Source organism: Achromobacter sp. Marseille-Q4954 (assembly GCF_943737025.1).
GTDB classification, from domain to species: Bacteria; Pseudomonadota; Gammaproteobacteria; order Burkholderiales; family Burkholderiaceae_B; genus Achromobacter; species Achromobacter bronchisepticus_A.
Genome location: NZ_CALSFQ010000002.1, coordinates 638184 through 661499 on the forward strand (window position 1 = coordinate 638184; position 23316 = coordinate 661499).

The window sequence follows — 23316 nt, forward strand, 5'->3', positions numbered from 1 at the left end:
TTTTCGCGCCTCATCCGTCTTCTGTATCGATAAGGCCGCCATCGGGGCGGCGGATTTCTCGATAGACGGAGTTGAAATGCACCAATCCGGTATTTGCCGGCCATTCCTGGGCCGTTCCGCGCTGGGCCTGGCGCTGTCGGGCGGCATGGCCATGGCGCTGGCCGCCGTACCCGCCGTAAACCAGGCCCAGACGGCGCCGGAACAGCTCCATGCCATCGATGTGCCTGCGCAGTCGCTGAACACGGCGCTCACCATGCTTTCACGCCAGACCGGCACCCCCATCATGGCCGGCGGCGCCCAGATTGCCGCGCAACAGGCGCCGGCAGTGGCCGGCCGCATGACGGTCCGGGAAGCGTTGTCCCGGCTGTTGCAGGGATCCGGCCTGTCCGCCGCGTCCACGCCTGGCGGCGGGTACGCGGTGACCGGCGCCGCGCAGACTCCGGCGGTGACTACATTGGCGCCGGTGCAGGTAATGGGAAGCTCCCAACTGCCCGAACCCTACGCCGGCGGCCAGGTCGCGCGCGGCGGCCGGGTCGGCCTGCTGGGCGAACGCGATGCGATGGACACGCCGTTCAATATCGCCAGCTACACCGCTGAACTGATCCAGAATCAGCAGGCCAACTCCATCGCCGACGTGCTGGCGAACGACGCGTCGGTGCGCACGGTCAACGACGGGCAAGGCTCGGTCGCCGGAACCGGCGACGAATTCCAGATCCGCGGTTTTCCGGTGCGCAACCAGGATGTATCGTTCAACGGCTTGTACGGCATGCTGCCGCTGCGCACCATCGCGCTGGATGGCGTCGAGCGCGTGGAAGTGCTCAAGGGTCCGACCGCCCTGCTGAACGGCATGAGCCCCCGCGGCAGCGTGGGCGGCGGCATCAACGTCGTCCCCAAGCGCGCCGGCGACGACCCATTGACCCGGCTGACAACAACTTATCAGTCCGATTCCCGATTTGGCGGCATGGTCGACATCGGACGGCGCTTCGGCGAGAACCAGGAATTCGGCTTCCGTTTCAACGGGTCATATCGCGACGGCGATACGGCGGTGCAGAACCAATCCAACCAGCTCGGCGTGGCGGTGGTCGGCCTGGATTACCGCGGCGAACGGCTGCGCGTATCGCTGGACGCCGGCCACCAGACCAACAACATCGACGCGCCGGGCGATTCGGGCGTGCTGATCTTCGGCGACAGCCTGCCCGTGCCGCGCCCGCCCGATGCTTCCAAGGGCTACTCCCCTGACTGGGGCTATGCCAAGTCGCGCGACAACTATGGCGTGTTGCACGCCGAGTACGACCTGGCCCCGCATTTGACCGTATTCGGCGGCGTAGGCTACCGGCGCAGCAACAATCGCTACCTGTACGCCGACCCGATAGTGGTCGGCTCAACCGGCGAACTGCTGATGCGCCCGTACTATTGGCCCAGCTACGAGCAGAACGTTTCCACCGTGTGGGGCGCGCGCGGCAATTTCAGCACCGGCCCCGTGAAGCACGAAGCCAGTCTCAGCTACTCCACGTTCGAGCAGCGCGCCGGCTATTACGACTACTACATTTTCGGCCTGTCGCCATCCAATCTGTACGATCCTGCCGACATCCCCAAACCGTCGATCGACGGCCTATCCAGCTCGCCGCCGCGCACTTCCCTGCTGAAGCTGCCGACTGTCGCGCTGGCCGACACCCTCTCCTTTGCCGATGACCGCGTTCAATTCACAGCTGGCCTGCGCTACCAGACAGTGAAGGCGACGAACTACAGCTACACCACCGGCCGGGAGACTTCCAGCTACGACGAATCGGCCGTCACGCCGGCCTTCGGCCTGGTGGTCAAGCCATGGACCGATGTCTCGCTGTACGCCAACTACATAGAAGGCCTGACAGCGGGCCCCATCGCGCCGGCTGGCGCCTCGAACGCAGGCGAGATCTTCGCGCCCATCAAGACCAAGCAGATCGAAGCTGGGGTAAAGGTCGATTTCGGTACGCTCACGACCACGCTGGGCCTGTTCCAGATCAAGCAGCCCTCCGGCCTGACGACTGTCGATAACGGCGTGACCCGCTACGACATGAGCGGCGAACAGCGCAACCGCGGCGTGGAATTCAACGCCTATGGCGAACTGGCGCGCGGCGTGCGCCTGTTGGGCGGCGTCACCTACATCCAGCCGACGATGATCCGCACCGCCAAGCCTCAAACCGATGGCAACAGCGCCGTGGGCGTGCCGCGTTGGATGGCCAATATCGGCATGGAATGGGATCCCTCGTTCGCGCCCGGGCTTACCTTGAGCGCACGCGCCCTGTCGACCAGTTGGCAGTACCAGAACCTGGAAAACAGCCGCCGCATCCCGGGCTGGACCCGCTGGGACCTGGGCATGCGCTACGCCACCCGCGCCTTCGATCACCCCGTCACGCTGCGCGCCACGGTCAACAACGTATTCGGCAAGGATTACTGGTCGTCGGCATCCGAGGGGTATCTGCGCCTGGGCTCGCCCAGGTCGGTGCTGCTGTCGGCATCCATCGATTTCTAAACCATGAGCAGGCCGAGCCGCCGGCTGCGGCGCGGCCCCCGCTCATGGCCGCAGGCATCTCAGCCTGCCGGTTCCAGTATCGCTCCGCGCCAGACGCGTGCGCAGCGCTCTGGATACTGGCGCACGGCGCCGCGCTCACTGCTGCGCGCCGGTAGCCTTGGCCACATACGCCGCCAACACCTCGATTTCCTTATCCGACAAGCTCGTATAAGCCGGCATCTGGCCGATGCCGTTGCGGATGGCCGTCTCCACGCGCGCCGCATCGGGCTTGAGCTCATCGAGCTTGGGGCCGATGGCGCCGCTGGACTGGGCGTCGTTCAGGGTATGGCATATCGCACAGGCTGGCGTCGCGCCGACGAACAAGGCGCGGCCCGCCTCCATGTCGGGGTCGGCTGCCAACACGCCGGCATGCAGGCAGGCGATCAATAAGCCGGCGCCAAATGCGCGCTTCCTGGGTAACGCCAGCGCGGTTTCCCTCATGCCTTGGCCACCACGGCCACGGCATGATCGCGCCAACTGCTATTGATGTATCCGCCGGAATTCTGCGGACGTTCTTCTTCCTGCACCCGGCCTTCGGTATCGGTCGCGCGGCTGACGAGCACATGTTCGCCGGCCGTCAGTTCCACCGGCAATGCGAACTGGCGCCACGCATAACGCCCCAGATCCGGGCCGACCAGTTCCGCTTTCTGCCAGTTTTTGCCGCCGTCGATCGAAACCTCGACCAGCTTGATGCCGTTGGTGCCGCCAAAAGCCACGCCTTGCACCACGACGCGCCCGGCCTTCAAGGTGGAGGCGGCCGGATTGGGCGTATTGATCCACGACTTCACGCCCATGGCCCAGACCGAGGGCTGGCTGGGGTCTCCCTTTTGGCCCGGCGGCGCCAGGCGATAGCCGGTCTGCTGGATCGCGGCCGCGCTTTCCTTTTCGGTGAAGGCCAGTCGCTTGATGTATTTGACGCTGTTCACGCCCGTGTAGCCCGGCACGATCAGGCGCAAGGGACCGCCATGGGCCAGCGGGATCGGCTCGCCGTTCAGCTCCCACGCCAAGAGCGCATCCCGCATCGCTTCCTTGGGCACGGAACGTTCAACCATGACCATGTTCGGATCCAGGCCGTCAGGCAGCTTCTCGCCGCCGGTTCCGGTCATGAACACGGCCGCCGCCTCCATGCCGCCGCAGTGCTCGACCAGCACGCTGACCGGCAAGCCGCTCCAGATCACGCAACCGGCCGCGCCGACCTGCCAGGGCGTGCCGCTGGGCTTGTTCGGGAAATAGCCGCGGCCGTTGCCGGAACACTGCAAGACCATGGCCAAAGTCTGCAAGCCCATGGTCTTCAATTGCCCCACGCTCAACGACATCGGTTTGGCCACTCCGGCGATTTCGACGACCCATGCGTCCCGGTCGGCGACGATGGACTCGTCAGGCGGCGGCAGATTGTTGCGCACGTAGAGTTGGCGCAGCGGCGTGACCACCCCGTTGCCGAAGGCCTCGCGCCGCGTCTCTATGGTGTTGGCGCTGTGCACGATCATCGCATCGGGTTGCTTCCAGGCCGCATAAACCGGCAGCGGCTTGGCGGCAGATGCCGGCGCCGGTGCGGCAGCCGCGGCTGGCGCGGCTTTCTGCTCGGCGGCCAATGCCGCGCGTCCCAGGCCTGCTGCGGCCAGGGCGCTGGCGCCGCCAGCCAACAGGCGCCGTCGCGCCGCGCTCTCGATCAGGGATGAACGCATTGCAGTCTCCTCGTTGGGGTCCGGAATCGTTGGTGTTCCAGAACCCTGCCGGCCTGCTACGACGTGGCTGTTTACCCCGCACGCACGTGTCCCAGGCCGCCAATAGTTATGACTGCGATGTTGGTTGAGCGATCTTTTCGTGTCAATTAGTTATTTGCAATACCCTGCCCTAGCCCGTTTGGATAGGCCAGCCGCCTACGCCTGCCGGACCAGGCGGTAGACCGAAGCCGGCGGCAGGTTCAGCGGCACAAACCTGACCTTGCTGGCCATCAAGCCGCAGGCCTCCAGCACGCTGGCGGATATCGGACAGCGCACCCCATAGGTGAAAAGGGCCATCGAGCCCTCTGCCGGCAGCGCGTCGAATACGGCGGCCAGCAGTTGCTGGTGATGCGCCTGGCTCATATTGCGCAACGGCAGGCCGCAGATGGCGGCGCCGATCCCATCCATTTCGGGATGGCGCTTGCGGCAGAGATCCTGCGCCGGCACCCGTAGCACCGCCGCCTCCGGAAACTGCGCCTGCAAGCTGCTGCTCATGGCCATGTCCTGTTCGACCAGCACCAGATTGGCCGGGTCCACGCCCCGGCGCAGCATTTCGCGGGTGAAGACGCCCGTGCCGCAGCCCAGTTCCAGGACTTTGCCCGCGCCGGGCGGAATGCAAGCGGTAATGGCCGCGGCCAACGCCGGGCCGGATGGCGCCACCGCGCCTATGGCCGCGGGATTGGACAGCAGCGCCCGGACGAACTGCGTGCGCTCCTGCAACCAGCCCATCGGCGAGCGGCTCGCAGGCTGGCGCGGAACAACGGTCTTGTAGGATTGCGTGGAATGCATGAGGCCTCAGTCTCCTGGATCGGGAATTCCGTACGACCCCGAAACCTTAACTGCGCAAGGCCCGCCGCGCCCGCAACCGTCGGTAAGCACCCTTGTCAATTCAGCCGCGCAAGGCATGCCTGCCGCGCCCATGCGCGACCGCAGGCGGAAAGTTCAGGTTGCATAACTCCCGCCTGCCTGCGTTTGCGCGCCGTTCGATCACCCACAGGCCACGCTGATCGAACGGCGCTCCACGGGAGGCCTGGCCTGAATCAGCGCTGAGCCGGCCGCAGATTCAGGGTGCCGGCCTTCTCGCTATCCACCTTGGCGCGGCTGAACGCCATGGGGAAGTACTCGCCGGTAGCCCAGTCCTTGAGCAGGTTCTGGTAGTACGGGCTGCGCGGGTCGGCGGATTGTCCCGGCACGTTCTGCATGCGCGAGTTGTCCCAGTCGGCCACGTCGATCACCTGGCGGTACGACGCGCCGCTGGTCTGGCGGAAGTCGCTGGCGCGGAACGTGGCGCGGTGCACGGTGTCGTTGTCGCCGCTGACCGGATAGCGCGGCGTGCCGTAGGCATTGGCAGTGGCCTCGGGCAACAGGCCGGCCAGGCTGTGCTCGAACTGGATGTGGTGCAGCTTGCCCCACTGCCATTGCGAGGAATCCGGTCCCAGCTTGGCGCGCAGTTTCTGCAGGCCGTCGTTCAGCGCCTGCAACAGCAGCGCGTCGCGGCCCTGCTGCGGCTGCGCGCCGAAGGCGCTGTCCGGCGTGGCCAGCTTCTCCAGCGTTTTCGCGGTGGACAGATTGCCGAAGGCGGCGCGGCCGTTGGCCGGCACGTAGAGTTCAGTCACGCGCTTGACGACCTCGGGCAGCCAGAACTCGTAGACGGTCGCCGCGCGCGATTCCGTTCCCACGCGGGCATCCCAGTCCTTCAGCATGCTCAAGGCCTGCGACGTCGCGGGATCGGCCGAATTCAACGACTTCGCGTAGCCCGTCAGCGTGCGCGCCGGAATGGACAGGTTGTCGTACTGCAGCGACTGCGAACTCTGCACCGTCTGCCCCTTGCTGTCGGCCAGCACCTCGCGTATGCGCTGCACGCGGTAGGGTTCGGCCCAGGTTCGCGCCGACATGTCCTTATAGCGGTAATCGGCCGGCAGGTTGTATTCGTTGGCGGTGGCGATATAGCCTTCGGGCGGATTGTAGGCGCGGGGCAGCGCGCTGCCGGGCAGCACGCCGCGCCATTCGAACTCGCCATTGCCCGGCACCGGCAGCATCCCGGACCAATCCGCGCGCGGGCGTATCGGCGCGATGCTGCCGCCAAACCAGCCGATGTTGCCGTCCACGTCGGCGTACACCATGTTCTCGCTGGGGGTGTAGTGCTTCTCCATGCCGGCGACGAACTCGTTCCAGTTCTGCGCCTGGTTCAGCCGCAGGCTGGCAAGATAGGCCGCGGTTCCGGGGAATTCCAGGTAGGCCGCGCGCAAGGCATAGGCCTTGCGCTTCACCGGATCCACGTAAATCACCGGGCCGTGGCGGGTGAACTTCAGCTGGCGCACCGCGGCGGACTGCCCGCGCACGGGGATCGACTCGTCCACCTGCCGCATCTTTTCCCAGCGGCCGTTGTAGCGATACTCATCCGGTTTGGCGGGGTTGGTGTCGTAGACGTACAGGTCTTCCTCGTCGCCGAAGGCGAAGATCGTCAGTCCGAAAGCGATGCGGTCGTTGTGGCCCATGGACACGCCCGGCAGCGCCGGTTCACCGGCGCCGATCACGTTCCAGCCCGGCGCGTTCAGGTGCACCATGTAGCGCAGCGATGGCATGGTGATGGACCGGTGCGGATCGCCCGCGAGGATGGGCTTGCCGCTGGCCGTATGCTGCCCGGCTATGGTCCAGTTGTTGCTCTCGTAGCGGGTCGCCATGGGGTCGAACGCAGGATCCAGCGACGCCAGCAGGTTGGCGGACAATTCCTGCGCGAGCTTTTCGCGCTCCGCGGCCGCGAGCGGGCTGCGCGGGAAGTCGGCGGCGACGAATTTCTGGCCGTTGCGCGCCAGGTTGTAGTCCCCCAGGACCTTGCTGTCGACGTCGCGCACGTCCAGTCCAGCTGGCACCTGCAGCGCCAGAGGCGGCTCGAAGGTGCTGAGTCCCTGCACGGCGTTCAGGCCCAGCGCCGCGACGCGTTGCGCCATCCGCACCTCTTCGCTGAGGTTGCGGGTCAGGCCGTAGATGCGGATGAGCGAGGTCTCGGGGCTCCAATAGCCGGGTTCGGTGCCGGTCAGCTTGAATTCCGGCGGCATCTGTTCGGGATTGGCCTTGACCCAATCAATATAGGCATTGATGCCCGCCGCGAAGGACGTGAGGATCGCCTTGCCCTGCGGATGGTAGCTGGCGAATTCGGCCTGCATATCGCCGCGGTACAGGAACAGGCGCGCGGCGCGGTCCTGCTCGACAAAGCGCGGGCCGAACTGTTCGGCCATCTTGCCCTCGCCCTGGCGGCGCCAGAGGTCGAGCTGCCAGAGGCGGTCGCGCGCCGCGTTGAAGCCTTGGGCGAAGAACAGGTCGTCCTGGTTCTGCGCGTAGATGTGGGACACCCCGTGGCGGTCGCGCACGATCTCCACGGGCTGGGACAGCCCCTTCATATCGACGGTTTCTTTTTTGCCTCCGGGCGACGCGCAGCCTGCCAGCACTGCCATGAGCCCGCTCGCCAGGAATGCCGCGGCCCTGCGATTGAACATACGCATTGACTCCTCCTCGGGTTTATTTGTCTTCTATCTGCCTGTCGGGCATCGAGGGTCATGCCGCCCAATGCGACAGTCAGGGCCGCTCCAGGCCCTTGCCATATGTACAACCAAATCGGCTTGCGGTGGAACGCTGTTTCATTTGATCAGCTTAGTCAGAATATGTAACCAGCGCCGACCCCTGCCGAGGTTCAGGTAGACGTAAACGCATGGGCAGAAAATGGACCGCATAGGAACTTGCAGGAGACATCATCATGTCTCGGAGACTATTGCTCGCCCTGCCCGTCCTGGCGCTGGCCTTGTACAGCGCCGCCGCGGCAGCGGCGCCGGCGCCCGATGTCCTGCTGGGCGCGTCCGTGCAACTGACCGGCCCCGTCGCCAACACCGGCCGCTACTACCGCGATGCCTACCAGATGGCGGTGGACCAGATCAACGCCGCGGGCGGCGTGAAGATCGGCGGCGAAACGCGCAAGCTGGCGCTCAAGATCTACGACAACCAGTCGGACGTCAATCTGAGCGTGCGGCAGTACACGCAACTCGTCACGCAGGACAAGGCCAATCTGTTGCTGGGTCCCTTCGCCAGTAATTTCGCGCTGGCCGACTCGGCGGTGTCGGAAAAGTACAAGGTGCCCATGGTCCAGGGCGGCGGCGCCTCGGATCAGATTTTCTCGCGCAAATTCAAGTACATCTTCGGCACGCTGGCTCCGGCCAGCAACTACTTCGGCAGCACCGTGGAAATGCTGAAGATGCTCAAGCCAGCGCCGGCCAGCGTGGCCTTGCTGTATGCGGATGACGCCTTCGACGTCTCGGTGGCCGAGGGCACCCGCCCGTTGCTGAAATCCGCGGGCCTGCCCATCGCCATGGACGAGCGCTACAGCACCAACGCCACCGACTTCAACTCGCTGCTGTCGCAGATCAAGAGCAAGAACGTGGATGCGGTGCTGGTGGCCGGACACGAAACCGAGATCCTGAATTTCGTGCGCCAGGCCAAGAGCCTGGCCGTCGCGCCCAAGATGTATTCCTTCACCGTGGGCGTGCCGTCGGAGGATTTCCGCAAGGCGCTGGGCCGCGACGCGGATTACGCCTTTGGCATGACGGCATGGCTGCCTTCGGCGGCCTTGAAGGACCGCTGGTTCGGCGACGCGGAGCAGTTCGCCCGCGCCTACAAGGCCAAGTTCGGCTATGACCCGGACTATCACGCGGCGTCCGGCGTGGCCGACGTCGAAGCGCTGGTCTACGCCATGGAAAGCGCCGGCAGCGCCAATCCGCAGAAGGTGCGCGACGCCTTGGCCAAGATCAGGTTCGACAGCCTGTACGGCCCAGTCGCCTTCAACGCCCAGGGGCAGATCGACCTGCCTCAGGTGGTGATCCAGGTGCAGGATGGCCGCTTGGCCGAGATCTACGGCGCCAAGGGCTTCATCACGCAGCCCAAGTATCCGATGCCAGCCTGGAACGCGCGCTAGGACCGGCGGGAGGACACGATGGATCTGCTCGCGCAAATCCTCGTCAACGGCATACTGCTCGGCGGGCTGTATGCCGTGATGGCGCAAGGCCTGGCGCTGGTCTGGGGGGTGCTGAACATCGTCAACCTGGCGCACGGCGCGTTCATCATGCTGGGCGCGTACGCGTCCTGGTATCTGTACAACGACGCGGGCGTCGATCCCTTCCTGGGCCTGCCCTTGACGGCGGCGGCGATGTTCCTGCTGGGCTACGCCTTGCAGCGCGGGTTGCTCAATCTGGTGGTGCGCGCGCCCATGTTCAACACCCTGCTCATCACCTTCGGCCTGGAGGTCGTGCTGACCTATCTGGCGCAGCTGGCGTTCTCGGCCGACTTCCGCACCATCAACCCGCCTTATGCCGGCGACAGCTATGCGCTGGGTCCCGTCACGCTGCCCATGGCGCGGCTGGCCGCCTTTGGCGTGGCGCTGGCCATCACGCTGGGCATGTGGCTGTTCCTGCTGCACAGCCGCCTGGGCCGCGCGATCCGCGCCACCGCGCAGAATCTGGTCGCCGCCAGGCTCTATGGCGTGGAGCCGCGCCACCTGTACGCGGTGACGTTCGGCCTGGGCCTGGCGTTGGCAGGCGCGGCCGGCGGCCTGTACGGCACGGTCTCGCAGATCAATCCCTACATCGGCGCCACGCTGACCGCGAAGTGCTTCGCCATTTCCATCATCGGCGGACTGGACAATCCGCTGGGCGTGATGGTGGGCGGCCTGTTCCTGGGCATCGTCGAATCGCTGACCACGCTGTACGTGGGACCGACCTACGCCGATGTGGCCAGCTTCGGCATCCTGGTGCTGGTGCTGCTGGTCAAGCCCAGCGGCCTGTTGGGCAGAGCGGCATGAAGACGCCGCGCGTACTGCTGGCATTGCTGGCGCTGGCCGTGCTGGCAGGCGTGCCCTGGTATGGCTCCGACGTGCTGGTGCAGTTCGGCATCAACACGCTGTTGCTGGCGGTGCTGGCCCAGGGCTGGAACATCATCGGCGGATACGCCGGCTATGCGTCCTTCGGCAATTCCGTCTTCTATGGATTGGGCAGCTACGGCGTGGCCATCGCCATGGCGCAGTGGGAACTGCCATTCGCCGCGGGGCTGGCGCTGGGCGTCGTGCTGGCCCTGGTCTTCGCGGTACTGCTGGGCATGCCGGTGCTGAGGCTGCGCGGCCATTACTTCGCCATCGCCACCCTGGCGCTGGCGCAGGTCATGACGGCCATCGTCTCCAACATCGGGCTGGCCGGGCAGAACATCGGACTGGTGCTGCCGCCGCTGAACAACGACCCGCTGTTCTACGAACTGGCCCTGGGCCTGCTGACGCTGGCCACGCTTACCGTCGCCTGGCTCACGCGCAGCCGCTTCGGCTTCGGCCTGATCGCGATTCGCGAAAACGAGGAAGGCGCGGCCGTCATGGGCGTGAACACGACGCTGTACAAGGTGACGGCGTTTGCCATCTCGGGGGTGTTCAGCGCCCTGGCCGGCGGCATCCATGCCTACTGGATCACCTTCCTCGATCCTGAAAGCGCCTTCGACATCAGCCTGAACGTGAAGATGATCATCATGGCCGTGTTCGGCGGCGCGGGCACCGTGCTCGGCCCGGTGGTGGGCGCGTTCTCGCTGTCGGCCATATCGGAACTGCTGTCCAGCGAGATAACCAGCGTGGCGGGGCTGTTCTACGGCGCGGTAATCGTCGCGGCGGTAGTGCTGATGCCGCGCGGTCTGGCCGACCTGCTGCGGCGCGCGCGCAAGTCGGGCTGGCGCTATTTCGCCGACAACATACGGGCGCACCGGCTATGAACCCGATCCTGGACGTGCGCAACGTGACCCGAAGCTTTGCCGGGCTGGTGGCCGTGAACCAGGTCAGCTTCACGCTGGCCGAGGGCGAGATCCTCGGCCTGATCGGTCCCAACGGCGCCGGCAAGACCACGTTGGTCAGCCTGATCAGCGGCACGCTTGCGCCGACCGCGGGCGAGATCCTGTTCCAGGACAAGCCGATAGACGCATTGCCGGCGTACAGGCGCGCCCGCCTGGGCATAGGCCGCACCTTCCAGATCATGCGGCCCTTCCCCGGCCTGTCGGTGCTGGACAATGTGGCGGTGGGCGCCTTGTTCGGGCATGGCGGCGGCCAGCCCAAGCTGGCGCTGGCGCGCGAGCAGGCGCGTGCCTGCCTGGATTTCGTCGGCCTGGGCCGCGCGGCCGGACAGCGCGCCGACGAGCTGGGCGGGCCGGGCCGCAAGCGGCTGGAACTGGCCAAGGCGCTGGCCATGCAGCCCAAGGTGCTGCTGTGCGATGAAGTCATGGCCGGGCTCAACCTGGTGGAGATCGACGAGGTCATCGAGGTCATCCGCAAGGTCCGCGCCAGCGGCATCAGCGTGCTGGTGATCGAACACGTCATCAAGGCGATCAAGAGCCTGTCGGACCGGCTGCTGGTGCTGCATCACGGCGAAAAGATCGCGGACGGCGCGCCCGACGAGGTGCTGGCCGACCCCGAGGTGGTGCAGGCCTATCTGGGCAAGAGGCGCGCATGAACGACGCCGCCGCCCCGCTGCTGAAGGTGGAAGGGCTGAGCGCCGGCTATGGCGAGCTGCCGGTGCTGCAGGATATTGCGCTCGAGGTCCGCCGCGCCGAGATCGTGGCGCTGGTGGGCAGCAATGGCGCGGGCAAGACCACCCTGCTGCGGGCGCTGTCGCGGGTGCTGCCCTGCACCGGCAGCATCGTGATGGACGGCCGCCAGCTGTCGCGCGCCACGCCGGACGAGGCCTTCGCCAGCGGCATGGTGCAGGTGCCCGAGGGACGCCAGCTGTTCGACCGCATGACCGTGCAGGACAACCTGCTCATGGGCGCCTACCGCCGCCGCGGCAAGGCGGCCGTCGCGCGCGACCTGGACCGCGTCTACGGCTACTTTCCGCGGCTGTCCGAGCGCCGCCGCCAGCTCGCCGGCAGCATGTCCGGCGGCGAACAGCAGATGTGCGCCATGGCGCGCGCGCTGATGGCCGCGCCCGCGCTGATGATGATCGACGAAATGAGCCTGGGCCTGGCGCCGGTGGTGGTCGAGCAGTTGATGGAGGTGTTGGCCGGCATCCGCCAGGAAGGCGTCACGGTGCTGCTGGTGGAGCAGGACATCCACCTGGCGCTGACGGGCGCCGACCGCGGCTATGTCATGGAAACCGGCCGCATCGCGCTTTCCGGTCCAGCGCAATCGCTGCTGTCCGATCCCAAGGTTCGGCAAGCCTATCTGGGAATCTGAACCGGTCCGCCGCGCCTCTTGCGCCGGCCTGCTTTCGAGCCTACATTGATTGTTGTCGCCCGCCGCCCGGCCCTTGCAAGCGCGCGGCGCGTATGGCGTCACTGGGTTGTTTTTCTGTCTTTTGTTCCTCCAAGGAGCGATGCGATGAAAGTGAAACACCTGTTAGGTCCTGTAGCGCTAGCGCTGTCGTTGCTGGTCGCCGCGCCGGTGACGGCGGCGCCTTCCGATCCAGCGCCCATCGTCACCGGGAAGCAATGGACGGAGTCCGACACAAATCTGAAGAAGGCCTACCTGCTGGGCATGGCGAACCTCATCCAAGTGGAGCAAGCCTATCAGCAGCGCCGCGCGCCGGCCGACAACCAGACGCTGATCCCGCGCTTTGCCAGGGGTTTGCAGAGCCATACGCTCGATTCGGTGCGCGAACGACTGGATAGCTGGTACGCCGCCAATCCGACCCGGATGGACCGCCCCGTGGTCGAAACGCTCTGGTTCGAAATCGTCGCGCCCGCGGCGCCGGCCACCCCCGCCGCTCCCGCCAAGCGCGCCCGCTAGGAGTCAGCCATGAAAGTCATCCGATCGATTGCCATAGGCCTCATGATGGGGTCGCTGGTTGCCTGCACCAACATGAGTTCCAAGCAGCAAGGCACGCTGTCGGGCGCGGCCATCGGCGCGGCCGCCGGCGCGGGCATTGCCGCCATCGCGGGCGGCAGCGGCTGGACCGGAGCCGCCATCGGCGCCGCCGCCGGCGGCATCGCCGGCAACATCTACGGCGACAAGCACTAAGCCTGCGCCCTTGCGCAATGGACAGTCCCGGGCCGCGGCCCGGGACTGTCGCTACAGATTGCCGGTGGACTTGCCGATCCGCCAGTACACGCCCCCTCCCGTCATGCCGCCGTCGACCGGCAGATCCGCGCCGGTGATGAACGAAGCCTCCGGTCCCAACAGGAACATCACCGCCGCCGCGATCTCGTCGGCATCCGCGCCGCGCGACAGCGGCGTGGCGTCGCGGTTGCCTTCATAGAACAGGCGCGCCCGGCCTGCGTCATGCACGGCATTGGGCTGCATGATCATGGGCGTTTCCACCAAACCCGGACATACCGTGTTGACGCGTATGCCGCGCCCGGCCAGCTCCAGCGACGCCGCCCGCGTCAGGCCGCGCAAGGCCCACTTGCTGGCGGTGTAGGCCGCGCTGAAGTAGCCGGTGAGTCCGGCCGTCGAGGACGTGTTGACGATGGCCGCGCCCTGCGGCATCAGCGCGGCCAGGTTGCGGATGGCAAGGAACGGCCCGTCCAGATTGATGTCCAGCAGCCGCCGCCATTCCGCGTGCGTGGTCTCGGTCACGGTCTTGCGCAGGGTCACGCCGGCGTTGTTGACCAGGCCGTAAAGCGGCACGCCCGCCTGCGAAATCTCGTCAGCCAACGCCAGCCAATCGGACTCGCGGGCCACGTCCGCCACCCGGATGCGCAGCCGTTCGGCATCCGCGCCCGCCGCCGCGCGCAATTCCGTCCAGGTCGCGTCGCCTTCGGGCAAGACGTCCAGCGCGTAGACGGTCGCGCCGGCCTGCAACAAGCGCAACGCCTCGGCCGCGCCCTGCCCTCTGGCCGCGCCCGTCACCACGGCCGCCTTGCCGTTCCACCACGACGCCAGATCCTTGCCGCCGCTCATGTCTTGGAGACTCCGCCGTCGACCATCAGCACGTGGCCGGTGACATAGGCAGATGCCTGCGAGGCCAGGTACAGCGCCGCGTCGGCGATCTCGGACGGCTGGCCCACGCGCCGCGCCGGCAGCCGCTCGACGTATTCGGCATAGGTGGCGGCGTCGGCGTGCATCCAGCTGCTCATCGGCGTTTCAATGAAACCGGGCGCGATGGCGTTGACGCGCAGCCCCTTGGGGCTCCACTCCAGCGCCAGGCATTGGGTCAGATGGGCCACGCCGGCCTTGGCCGCCGCGTAGTCGGCGCAATTCGGGCGCGGCTTGACGCCGGCATAGCTGGACAGGTTGATGATGGCGCCGCTGCCTTGCGCAATCATGTGTCGCGCAGCCGCCTGGGCGCCGAAGAACGTGCCTTTCAGGTTGATGTCCATGGTGCGTTGCCAGGCGGCTTCGTCCAGGTCCAGGGCGGGCATGCGCGCCATGAAGCCGGCATTGTTGACCCACACGTCCAGCGCGCCGTACCGCGCGGCCACCGCGTCGGCCAGCTCGCGCACCGCCTGCGCTTGCGTGACGTCCAGCTGGCGGCAATCCGCGTCCACGCCCGACAGCGCCTCAAGGTCCAGGTCGGTGGCGACCACGGTCGCGCCCTGCTGGCGGAACGCCGCCGCCATGGCGCGACCGATACCGCCCCCGGCGCCCGTGACGACCGCGATTTTCCCTGCCAGATCCGGATAGTTCATTTTGCTCATGTGATGATGGAAAGATTGAAGTTCAGTTGAACGCCGCGCGCTTGGCGGCCTTGTTGGCGGCATTGCCGGATTCATCTCCCGGCAACCGGATGTCGTTGAGGTCCATGCCCGCGGTTTCCTTGATGAGGAAGGCGCCGGCAAAGGCCATCAGCCCCAACGCCCCCACATAGGCCGTGTAGACCCATTCCAGCCCCTGGGCGCCCAGCCAGGCATTGATATAGGGCGCGGTGCCGCCGAAGATCGCGACCGACAGCGAAGAGATGAAGCCCACCCCCATGGCGCGCGCGCCGGTAGGCACCTGCTCGGCCACCACGGCCGGGAAGATCGCCGCCAGCAGCGCCCAGACCAGCAGCCCTATCAGTTGGCCCACGAACAGCGTCCAGGGCTGGTCGGTCACGATGTGCGACACCGGAAACACCGCCAGCGCCACGCCCAGGCCAAAGGCCATCACGATGGGCTTGCGGCCGTAGCGGTCCGCCATCCAGCCGCAGACGGGCAGCCACAACAGGCACACCAGCTGCGCGATCAGGCTGGCCGTGTAGGCACCCGCCGGATCCATGCCCTTGGTCGCGATGGCCGTGGCCGGCGCGAAGGTGACCCAGGTGTAGTAAGTGGCGTTGGACGCCGCGGCGATCATCACGATGTTGCGCGCAATCTTCAAGGCCTGGCGCGCCGACACCTTCTGCGCGCCGCCCTGCTCCGCGCTGTGTTCGAAGACCTCGCTTTCGCTCGCGCTGCGGCGCAGGAACAGCGCGTAGACGCCCAACAGCGCCCCCACGCCAAAGCCCACGCGCCAGCCCCAGGCTTCCATCGCGGGCTTGCCCAGCCAGGACGTCAGCAAGGCGGCCAGCGCGGTCGCGGCCATGACGCCGATGGTCACGCTGACGAACACCGAACTCGACCACAGCCCGCGCCGCGCCGGCGGCGCGATTTCGGCAACGTAGGTATAGGCCACGCCGGACTCGCCGCCATGCGCCAATCCCTGCATCAGGCGGCAAATGAAGAGCAATACCGAAGCCAGCACCCCGGCCTGCTCATAGGTGGGCAGCAGCGCGATCGCCAGGCTGGTCAAGGCCAGCAGGCACATGGTCAGGACCAGCGTGAACTTGCGGCCGTAGCGGTCGCCGATGCGGCCGAACAGCCAGCCGCCGATCGGCCGCGCCAGGAATCCCCCCGCGAACACGGCCAGCGTGGCCAGCAGCGCCGAGCCGCGGTCGGACGGGTCGAACAGGTTCATGGCCAGATAGGCCGAGAACGTGCCGTACAGGGTCCAGTCGAACCATTCCAGGGCATTGCCCACCGCCGCCGCGCGTAGCGAAGCCTGGCGGCGTTGGCGGTCCTGTGTCTCCATCATTATTGTCGTCGTCATGTTCTTATCCGTGCTGGTCTTGGCCGAGGTGCCGCGCGAACCAGTTGGCCGCGGCGCTGCTGGTGCGTTCGAAATGTTCCGTGTAGACCGAGTAATGGCCGCCGGGCAGCAGCAGCAATTCCTTGGGCTGATGGGCCGCGTTGAAAGCGTCCTGCTGCAGATCGGCAGGCGTCAGGCCGTCGCCGGCGGCGACGATCATCAGGAGCGGCGTGGGCGCGATGCGGCGCACATACATGCCGGGCTCATAGGCGCGGGCCAGTTCCAGTGACCGCAGCGTGACTTCATTGACCCAGCTCGGGCAGCGGCGCGCTTCGCCCGTCATGTAGTTGTAGGAGTCCGGGCCCGGATACGCGACCGGCGCGTCGGGATCGGCATCGACCATGCGCAGCGTCGCCGGCGGCTGGCCCGCGTCGCGGGCCTCGCGGTCGGCTTCGAACGCGGCCTGCAGCGCCTGCGCCTTGTCGTAGCGCACGCGCCGTTGCGCCGCCGAGAACCCGCTGGTGGTGGGAACCTGGCTGACCACGCACTTGACGCGCCGGTCGATGGCGGCAACCGTCAGCGCATGGCCGCCGCTGTAGCTGCTGCCCCAGATGCCGATACGCTCGCGGTCCACTTCCGGGCGCCGGCGCAGATAGGAAATCGCCGAGCGGAAGTCCTGGATCTGCCGCTGCGGATCGATCTCCTGGCGGGGCATGCCCTCGCTGCGGCCGAGATTGCGGAAGTCGAAGGTCAGCGCGGCCAGGCCGCGGGCCACCACCGCGGCCGCGTACTCTTCCAGGTCGCCCCCCGCGACCATGGACCAGCCGTGCGCGAGCGCAACCGCGCCCACCGGGCCGCTGGCCTGCTCGGGCCGGTAGAAGGTGCCGCGGACCAGATCTCCTTCGACCAGGAATTCAATCGGCTCTGCCGATCCTTTTAGGCCTGTTCGTTCTGGCACAGATGAACTCATGCCTGTCTCCTTATCGCCCATCAATGGGCTAAACTTGTGTGAACAGGTCGAATTCTGCCCATCGGGCCTGGAGCGAACAAGCGCTATTATTCACGCCATCAATCGTTAATTCCGATTGATATAAGAATGACCACTACGCGCGCGCAATGCGCCCCGAAGCCATGGATCTACGCCAATTCGATTGTTTTCTGGCCGTCGCCGACAAGCTGCATTTCGGCCGCGCGGCGGAAGCGCTGCACATGAGCCAGTCCTCCGTATCGGAAGCGGTCAAGGCGCTGGAAAAGACGCTGGGCGCCCCCTTGTTCGAGCGCAGCAGCCGCCGGGTGGCGCTGACGCCGCTGGGCGTAACCCTGCAACTGGGCGCGGGACCCGCCGTGGTCATGCTGAAAGCCGCGCTGGACGACTGCAAGCGCCAGGCCGCGGGCAAGCCGCGCCATCTGCGCATCGGTTTCCTGGGCGGCGGCTTCTACGAGCTATACCGTCCGCTGGTCTCGGAGTTCAAGGCGGCGCATCCCAACGTGGAACTGGAGTTCGTGGAACTGACCTATGTCACCCACTACGCGGCGGTCGCGGACGGCTCGGTCGACATCGCGTTCTGCCGTTTGCCGCTGGGCGCGGACGGCCTGTGCCATGGGCCCATCGTGCTGCGGGACCAGCGCATGCTGTGCGTCCCGCTGGATCATCCGTTTGCCGCGGCGACCCTGCTGGACCCCGAGCTGCTGGCCGAGGAACGGCTGGTGCGCATGGTGCCGGGATCGGTCAACCAGGAATGGCAGGACTATCACTTTCCGCGCCATACGCCCAAGGGCAAGCCCATCGGCGACGGCCCGGTGGTGCGCACGATCCGCGAAGGCATTGCGGCGGTGAACACGCGTGTGGGCCTGCTGATGCTGACCAAGCGCGCCGCCAGTTACTACGCGACGCCAGAGATCGCCTTCGTGGAGATAGACCTGCCCGCCATGCCCTCGGCCCTGGTCAGGCGGGTGGACGACCACCGGCCCATCCTTCAGGAACTGGAAGCCTTGCTGCTGCGCATCGCAGAGCGGCATGGCGTGGCGGCCTGATCCGGGCGGCTTGCGGCCGGATCAGGCCGCCGAGGCGCAAACGCATCAGCGCTGCGAATCCAGCACTTCGTTGTTCTTCACCACTTCCTGCGCCTTGGAGTAGCTTTCGATCAGCAACTGGTAGGCCGGGAACACCTTGGTATAGACCTCGGCCCACTGGATGGCGTCTTCGCGGTTCCAGGTCTTCTGCAGCTCCGAGGCCACGGCCGCGGTGTCCATCGGCACCACGCCGGCCTGCACCACGCGCGCCAGCGTGATTTCCTGGGCCATCTTGGTGTACGTGCCGGAGGCGTCGATCACCGCAAACACCTTGTAGCCGTCGGCGACCGCGCTGATGGCGGGGAACGCCATGCACACGCTGGTGATGGTGCCGGCAATGATGAGCGTCTTGCGGCCGGTGGCCTTCACGGCGGCAACGAACTCGGGATTATCCCAGGCGTTGATCTCGCCCTTGCGCGCAATGTATTGCGCATGCGGGGCGTTGGCGTGGATCTCCGGAATCAGCGGACCGTTCGGGCCTTGCGGCACGGAAGCCGTGGTGATGACGGGCATCTTGGCCAGCGTGGCCATCGACGCCAAGGCGCCTGCGCGGGCGCGCAGTTCCGGCATGGGCATGTCGCCCACGGTCTGGAACAGGCCGCTCTGGTGGTCGATCAGCAGCATGACGGCGTCGTCGGCGTCGATGACAGGACGTTGGCCGTTGAAGTTGGCGGGTGCGGACATGGTGTACTCCTAATTTGGAAGGTCGACGGCTTGTGGCCGAATCAGAAGCCTTATGGCTGCACAAATATTAAAAATGGAACAAAATTAGCGGAAGACCCATTTTTTGCTTTCAGCGTTCTATTTTTTGAACCAAAAGGGATGCCATGCAGGATCTCAACGACCTCTTCTATTTCGTGCAGACCGTCGAGCACCAGGGCTTTGCACCCGCCGGACGCGCGCTCGGCATGCCCAAGTCCCGCCTCAGCCGCAGGCTGGCCCTGCTGGAAGAGCGCCTGGGCGTGCGGCTGATCCAGCGCTCCACCCGGCACTTCATGGTCACGGACATCGGCCAGACCTACTACGAGCGCTGCAAGGCCATGCTGGCCGAAGCGGAAGCCGCGCAGGAAGTGATAGACGCGGCCCAGGTCGAACCGCGCGGCGTGGTCAAGCTGACCTGCCCGATCGCCCTGCTGCATACCCATGTGGGCGGCATGCTCGCCGATTTCATGATCAAGTACCCGCGCGTGGTCATACAACTCGAAGCCACCAACCGCCGGGTCGATGTGCTGGGTGAAGCCGTGGACGTGGCGATCCGCGTGCGCCCGCCTCCGCTGGAAGACAGCGAGCTGGTCATGCGCGTGCTGTCCGACCGCGGCCAGAGCCTGGTGGCCAGCCCGGCCCTGACGGCCGAATGCGGCCAACCCACGACTCCGGACGACTTGGGCGCATGGCCCAGCCTGGCGCTGGGCTCGCCCAACCAGACCTATCGTCTGGAGCTATACAAGCAGGACGGCCAGCAGGCCACGGTCTCGCTCGCCCCCAGGATGATCACCACCGACATGATCGCGCTGCGCAACGCGGCGGTGGCCGGCGTGGGCGTGGTGCAGCTGCCGACCATGATGGTGCGGGAACAGTTGCAGGCGGGACAGCTGGTCCGGCTGCTGCCGGATTGGGCGCCGCGCCGCGAGCTGATACACGCGGTGTTCCCATCCCGGCGCGGCCTGCTGTCGTCGGTCAGGGCCTTGGTGGATTATCTGGCGGAGCGCTTCGGGAAGTTGCAGGAGGACTAAGCCCCAGCGTTCCGTTTTCAGGACAGCCAGGACGAAAAATGGCGACTACCGACGCCATTGTCCTTACTTTATCTTGCCGCCTGGTTTCTTTTACCGCTGTCGACGCCCGCATGCGCCGGCTGCGGCCCAGGCAACTTGAACTTCCACCGATTCGCAATCCTTCCGCTGGCCGCGCTGGCATTCGGCGCCGCGCAGGCCGCCGAACCCGCGCTGCCGCCCATCGATCCCTGGCGTTATACCGAGGACTACAGCTACCTGGCCGACCCCGCCCAACGCACCGGCGCCTGGGGCGAAACCGGCAAGTGGATCCGGCTGGGCGACTCCTCCGCGCTGACCCTGGGCGCCGAGCTGCGCGCCCGCTATGAACGCTACCGCAACAACGAATTCGGCGACGCGACCGTGCCCGACGAGGGCTACCAGCTCTACCGTTTCCTGCCCTATGCCGACCTGCGGCTGGGCCGGCAGGTGCGCGCCTTCGGCCAGTTGAACCTGACCCATGCCGAGCGCGACGCCGGCTCCATCGGGCCGCCCGACGACACCGGCAGCGACGTGCTGCAGGCTTTCGTCGACATCTCCCTTGCCGGCGATGCCGGAACCTGGACTGCGCGCGCGGGCCGCCAGGTCATGGCCTACGGCAGCGAACGGCTGATCTCCGCGCGCTACGGCCCCAACGTGTTGCGCTCGTTCGACGGCGGCGCGCTCAGCTGGGCAGGCCAGGGGCTGCGCGTGGACGGCTTCCTGGTGCGCCCGGTGCGCAACGATCCCGACGATTTCAGCGACCGCGCCGACCCGCAGCGCAGGCTCGGCGGCCTTTACGGCACCTGGTCCGCGCCCGGCGGCCTGGCCGACACCGGCCTGGATGCCTACCTGCTGTCCTTGTCCAGCGACTCGGCCAGCTACAACCAGGGCAGCGGTCCTGAAACCCGCAATGCGCTGGGCGCACGCTACTTCGGCAAGCGCGCCTCCTGGCGCTGGGACCTGGAAGCGGTCTACCAATACGGCAGCTTCGCCGGCGCGCCGGCGCGGGCCTGGTCGCTCGCCAGCGATGTGAGCTACACCTTCCGCGGCGCGCCGCTGCAGCCGCGCCTGGGGCTGAAGGCCAACATCATCAGCGGCGACCGCAATCCCGACGATCCCAAGCTCCAGACCTTTGCCGTCTTCTTCCCCAAGGGCAAGTACTTCGGCGAAGCGGGCCTGATCGGCCCTTCCAACCTCATCAATCTGCATCCCTCGCTCACGCTGGACCTGGGCTCCGGCTGGACGCTGGGCACCGCGGCGGTCTTCTATTGGCGTCAGAGCCTGCAGGACGGCGTGTACGGCGTGTCCGGCAATCTGCTGCGCCCGGCCGGCGCCAGCCGCTCGCGCTACATCGGCACGCAGGCCGACGTGGTGCTGGGCTGGGAAGTGTCGCGCCACCTGAGTTTCGAAGCGGCCTACTCGGTGTTCCGGCCTGGAAGCTTCATCCGCGATACCGGCCGCGCCGAAACCGTCCATTTCTTTGGCCTGGAAGCGCTATGGCGCTACTGAACATCCTTGACGACCGGAGACTACACATGAAAAGAACCACGGCGCTCGTCCTCGCGTTGGCAGCCGCGCTGCCCTGCGCCGCCCACAGCCGCGACGCCGACCTGGTGCTGCGCAACGGCCAGATCATCACCATGAACCCCGCCGCGCCGCGCGCCACGGCACTCGCGATCCAGGGCGAACGCATCGTCGCGGTGGGCGGGGATGGCGATGTCGAGCAACACGTCGGACCGGCCACGCGCCAATTGGATCTGCAAGGCCGCACGGTGATACCCGGCCTCATCGACACCCATATCCACGCCATCCGCGGCGGCCAGACCTATGCGTTCGAAACCTACTGGTATGACGCGCCCAGCCTGGCGGACGCGCTGGGCCGGCTGGCGCGCGACGCCGCGCAACGCCCGCGCGACCATTGGGTCGCGGTGGTCGGATCCTGGCATCCGCGGCAATTCCTCGAGCGCCGCGCGCCCACGCGCGCCGACCTGGACCAGGCGGTTCCCGGGCATCCCGCCTATGTCCAATACCTGTACGACTACGCCCTGCTCAACAGCCGCGGCATCGAAGCCCTGGGCCTGGACGCCCCGCAGCCGCCGGAACTGCACGGCATCACGGTCGAGCGCGACGCGCAAGGCCGCGCCACCGGCAGGCTGCTGGGCGGCATCGGCCCGTTCAACGCGCTGTTCGCCCGCCTCAGCCATACCGCCGACCGTCCCGCCGGACTGCAAGCCTTTCTGCGCGCCATGAACGCGCGCGGGTTGACCGGCTTCATCGATCCATCGGCCGGCGCCGCTGAAGCCTACGAACCGCTCTACGCGCTGCGCGACCGCGGCGAACTCACCGTGCGTGCGGGCTACCGGATCTCGGCCCTGCGCGCAGGCGGCGAGGCGCAATGGTTCCGCGACATCATGGCCTTCCGCCCGCCGCGCCATGACGACGGCAAGCTCGCGTTCCTGGGATTGGGCGAAAACTTGGTGTCCGCCATGAACGACGGCGTGCGCATGGGACCGGGATTCAAGCCGCCGGCCGAAGCGCGCCAGGAACTCGCCCGCATCGCCCGCTACGCGGCCGAACGCCGCATCCCGCTGGAGATCCACGCCTACACCGACGATGCCGCCAGCGCGATTCTCGATGTGTTCGAGGAAGTCGGCCGCGACCACGACCTGCGTCCGCTGCGCTGGTCGATCGCGCACCTGAACACCGGCTCGCGCCGCACGCTGGAACGCATGGCGCGCCTGGGGCTGGCCTACACGGTGCAGATGGGTCCGTACTTCGAGGGCGAGGCGATACGCGCGGCCAATCCCAAGGGAACGGAGCAGCATTCGCCGCCAGTGCGCACGGCGCTGGACCTGGGCCTGCCGGTCGCGGGCGGCACCGATTCCACCCGCATCGGCGTGGCCGGGGTCTGGCAGGCGGTGGAGTACCACGTGCAGGGGCGCGCCATCGGCGCCACGGTGCTGCGCGAGCCCGGCGCCTTGCTCACGCGGGAGGAAGCGCTGGCGCTCTACACCCGCCAGGCCGCCTGGCTGGCGTTCGACGAAGACGACCGCGGTCAACTGAACGCTGGCAAGCTGGCCGACCTGGCAGTGCTGGACCAGCCCTACCTGACGATGCCGGCGGACCAGATCCACGCCATCAATTCGGTGCTCACGCTGCTGGGCGGCAAGCCGGTGCATGACGCCGGGGTGTTGCCGGCGCCGCCGGCCAAGGCGGTCCGATAAAGGA

The 23316-nt window shown here is 66.9% G+C and carries 21 protein-coding genes; 12 read left to right on the plus strand and 9 right to left on the minus strand.

All coding sequences use genetic code 11. The features are described 5' to 3' along the window. Nucleotides 1-76 precede the first annotated feature (76 nt). The gene (locus NGK62_RS20965; RefSeq protein ID WP_251880170.1) at nucleotides 77-2512 is read left to right on the plus strand and encodes a TonB-dependent receptor; all 2436 of its coding nucleotides are present in this window, start codon (nucleotides 77-79) and stop codon (nucleotides 2510-2512) included. Nucleotides 2513-2647: 135 nt separating this feature from the next. On the opposite strand, the gene sorU is transcribed toward NGK62_RS20965, so the two are convergent. The 4 genes from sorU to NGK62_RS20985 form a co-directional block, all read right to left on the minus strand. Beyond that, nucleotides 2648-2992 (minus strand): SorU family sulfite dehydrogenase c-type cytochrome subunit, encoded by a 345-nt coding sequence (gene sorU, locus NGK62_RS20970; protein ID WP_059379774.1) that lies wholly within the window; start codon nucleotides 2990-2992, stop codon nucleotides 2648-2650. After that, the gene (gene sorT, locus NGK62_RS20975) at nucleotides 2989-4236 is read right to left on the minus strand and encodes a SorT family sulfite dehydrogenase catalytic subunit (protein WP_251880172.1); all 1248 of its coding nucleotides are present in this window, start codon (nucleotides 4234-4236) and stop codon (nucleotides 2989-2991) included. Before sorT ends, sorU begins: the two co-directional genes overlap by 4 nt. A 195-nt stretch (nucleotides 4237-4431) precedes the next feature. Further along, the gene (locus NGK62_RS20980) at nucleotides 4432-5064 is read right to left on the minus strand and encodes a class I SAM-dependent methyltransferase (protein WP_059379772.1); all 633 of its coding nucleotides are present in this window, start codon (nucleotides 5062-5064) and stop codon (nucleotides 4432-4434) included. 251 nt (nucleotides 5065-5315) lie between these two features. Beyond that, nucleotides 5316-7730 (minus strand): penicillin acylase family protein, encoded by a 2415-nt coding sequence (locus NGK62_RS20985; RefSeq protein ID WP_251880923.1) that lies wholly within the window; start codon nucleotides 7728-7730, stop codon nucleotides 5316-5318. Nucleotides 7731-8029: 299 nt separating this feature from the next. Between NGK62_RS20985 and NGK62_RS20990 the strand changes: the two genes are divergently transcribed. The 7 genes from NGK62_RS20990 to NGK62_RS21020 all read left to right on the plus strand — a co-directional run bounded on the left by NGK62_RS20990 (nucleotide 8030) and on the right by NGK62_RS21020 (nucleotide 13297). Then, on the plus strand, nucleotides 8030-9238 hold the full coding sequence (locus NGK62_RS20990) for an amino acid ABC transporter substrate-binding protein (RefSeq protein ID WP_251880174.1): 1209 nt from the start codon (nucleotides 8030-8032) through the stop codon (nucleotides 9236-9238). An 18-nt stretch (nucleotides 9239-9256) separates the two neighbouring features. Further along, the gene (locus NGK62_RS20995) at nucleotides 9257-10120 is read left to right on the plus strand and encodes a branched-chain amino acid ABC transporter permease (protein WP_118933091.1); all 864 of its coding nucleotides are present in this window, start codon (nucleotides 9257-9259) and stop codon (nucleotides 10118-10120) included. Further along, nucleotides 10117-11064: a branched-chain amino acid ABC transporter permease gene (locus NGK62_RS21000; RefSeq protein WP_059379768.1), complete on the plus strand. Its 948-nt coding sequence runs from the start codon at nucleotides 10117-10119 to the stop codon at nucleotides 11062-11064. The genes NGK62_RS20995 and NGK62_RS21000 overlap by 4 nt, the downstream gene beginning before the upstream one ends. Beyond that, the gene (locus NGK62_RS21005) at nucleotides 11061-11795 is read left to right on the plus strand and encodes an ABC transporter ATP-binding protein (protein WP_118933093.1); all 735 of its coding nucleotides are present in this window, start codon (nucleotides 11061-11063) and stop codon (nucleotides 11793-11795) included. The genes NGK62_RS21000 and NGK62_RS21005 overlap by 4 nt, the downstream gene beginning before the upstream one ends. Beyond that, a complete protein-coding gene (locus NGK62_RS21010; protein ID WP_059379766.1) occupies nucleotides 11792-12514 on the plus strand; it encodes an ABC transporter ATP-binding protein in 723 nt (240 codons plus the stop codon). The genes NGK62_RS21005 and NGK62_RS21010 overlap by 4 nt, the downstream gene beginning before the upstream one ends. A gap of 144 nt (nucleotides 12515-12658) precedes the next feature. Next, nucleotides 12659-13066: a hypothetical protein gene (locus NGK62_RS21015; protein WP_251880176.1), complete on the plus strand. Its 408-nt coding sequence runs from the start codon at nucleotides 12659-12661 to the stop codon at nucleotides 13064-13066. 9 nt (nucleotides 13067-13075) lie between these two features. After that, the gene (locus tag NGK62_RS21020) at nucleotides 13076-13297 is read left to right on the plus strand and encodes a YMGG-like glycine zipper-containing protein (RefSeq protein WP_013393765.1); all 222 of its coding nucleotides are present in this window, start codon (nucleotides 13076-13078) and stop codon (nucleotides 13295-13297) included. Between the two features lie 51 nt (nucleotides 13298-13348). Here NGK62_RS21020 and NGK62_RS21025 read toward each other — a convergent pair whose 3' ends face one another. Genes NGK62_RS21025 through NGK62_RS21040 form a run of 4 tightly spaced genes read right to left on the minus strand, consistent with a single transcriptional unit; the run spans nucleotide 13349 to nucleotide 17234 of the window. Beyond that, nucleotides 13349-14179, minus strand: coding sequence for an SDR family NAD(P)-dependent oxidoreductase (locus tag NGK62_RS21025; RefSeq protein ID WP_059379765.1), 831 nt, complete (start codon nucleotides 14177-14179; stop codon nucleotides 13349-13351). Beyond that, nucleotides 14176-14916, minus strand: a complete 741-nt coding sequence (locus NGK62_RS21030; protein WP_223283325.1) for an SDR family NAD(P)-dependent oxidoreductase — start codon at nucleotides 14914-14916, stop codon at nucleotides 14176-14178. Before NGK62_RS21030 ends, NGK62_RS21025 begins: the two co-directional genes overlap by 4 nt. A gap of 22 nt (nucleotides 14917-14938) precedes the next feature. Continuing rightward, the gene (locus NGK62_RS21035; protein WP_059379807.1) at nucleotides 14939-16267 is read right to left on the minus strand and encodes an MFS transporter; all 1329 of its coding nucleotides are present in this window, start codon (nucleotides 16265-16267) and stop codon (nucleotides 14939-14941) included. A 22-nt stretch (nucleotides 16268-16289) separates the two neighbouring features. After that, the gene (locus NGK62_RS21040) at nucleotides 16290-17234 is read right to left on the minus strand and encodes an alpha/beta hydrolase (protein ID WP_251880178.1); all 945 of its coding nucleotides are present in this window, start codon (nucleotides 17232-17234) and stop codon (nucleotides 16290-16292) included. A gap of 161 nt (nucleotides 17235-17395) precedes the next feature. On the opposite strand from NGK62_RS21040, the gene NGK62_RS21045 reads away from it, so the two are divergent. Continuing rightward, nucleotides 17396-18298, plus strand: a complete 903-nt coding sequence (locus NGK62_RS21045; protein ID WP_251880180.1) for a LysR family transcriptional regulator — start codon at nucleotides 17396-17398, stop codon at nucleotides 18296-18298. 45 nt (nucleotides 18299-18343) lie between these two features. Here the strand turns inward: NGK62_RS21045 and NGK62_RS21050 are convergent, their stop codons facing one another. Then, nucleotides 18344-19021, minus strand: a complete 678-nt coding sequence (locus NGK62_RS21050; RefSeq protein ID WP_118932012.1) for a hydrolase — start codon at nucleotides 19019-19021, stop codon at nucleotides 18344-18346. 143 nt (nucleotides 19022-19164) lie between these two features. Between NGK62_RS21050 and NGK62_RS21055 the strand changes: the two genes are divergently transcribed. From NGK62_RS21055 to NGK62_RS21065, 3 genes are all read left to right on the plus strand, one after another. Then, the gene (locus NGK62_RS21055; RefSeq protein ID WP_118932011.1) at nucleotides 19165-20070 is read left to right on the plus strand and encodes a LysR family transcriptional regulator; all 906 of its coding nucleotides are present in this window, start codon (nucleotides 19165-19167) and stop codon (nucleotides 20068-20070) included. A 135-nt stretch (nucleotides 20071-20205) separates the two neighbouring features. Further along, nucleotides 20206-21597, plus strand: a complete 1392-nt coding sequence (locus NGK62_RS21060) for an alginate export family protein (protein WP_251880182.1) — start codon at nucleotides 20206-20208, stop codon at nucleotides 21595-21597. A gap of 26 nt (nucleotides 21598-21623) precedes the next feature. Beyond that, nucleotides 21624-23312, plus strand: a complete 1689-nt coding sequence (locus NGK62_RS21065) for an amidohydrolase (protein WP_251880184.1) — start codon at nucleotides 21624-21626, stop codon at nucleotides 23310-23312. Nucleotides 23313-23316: the final 4 nt, after the last annotated feature.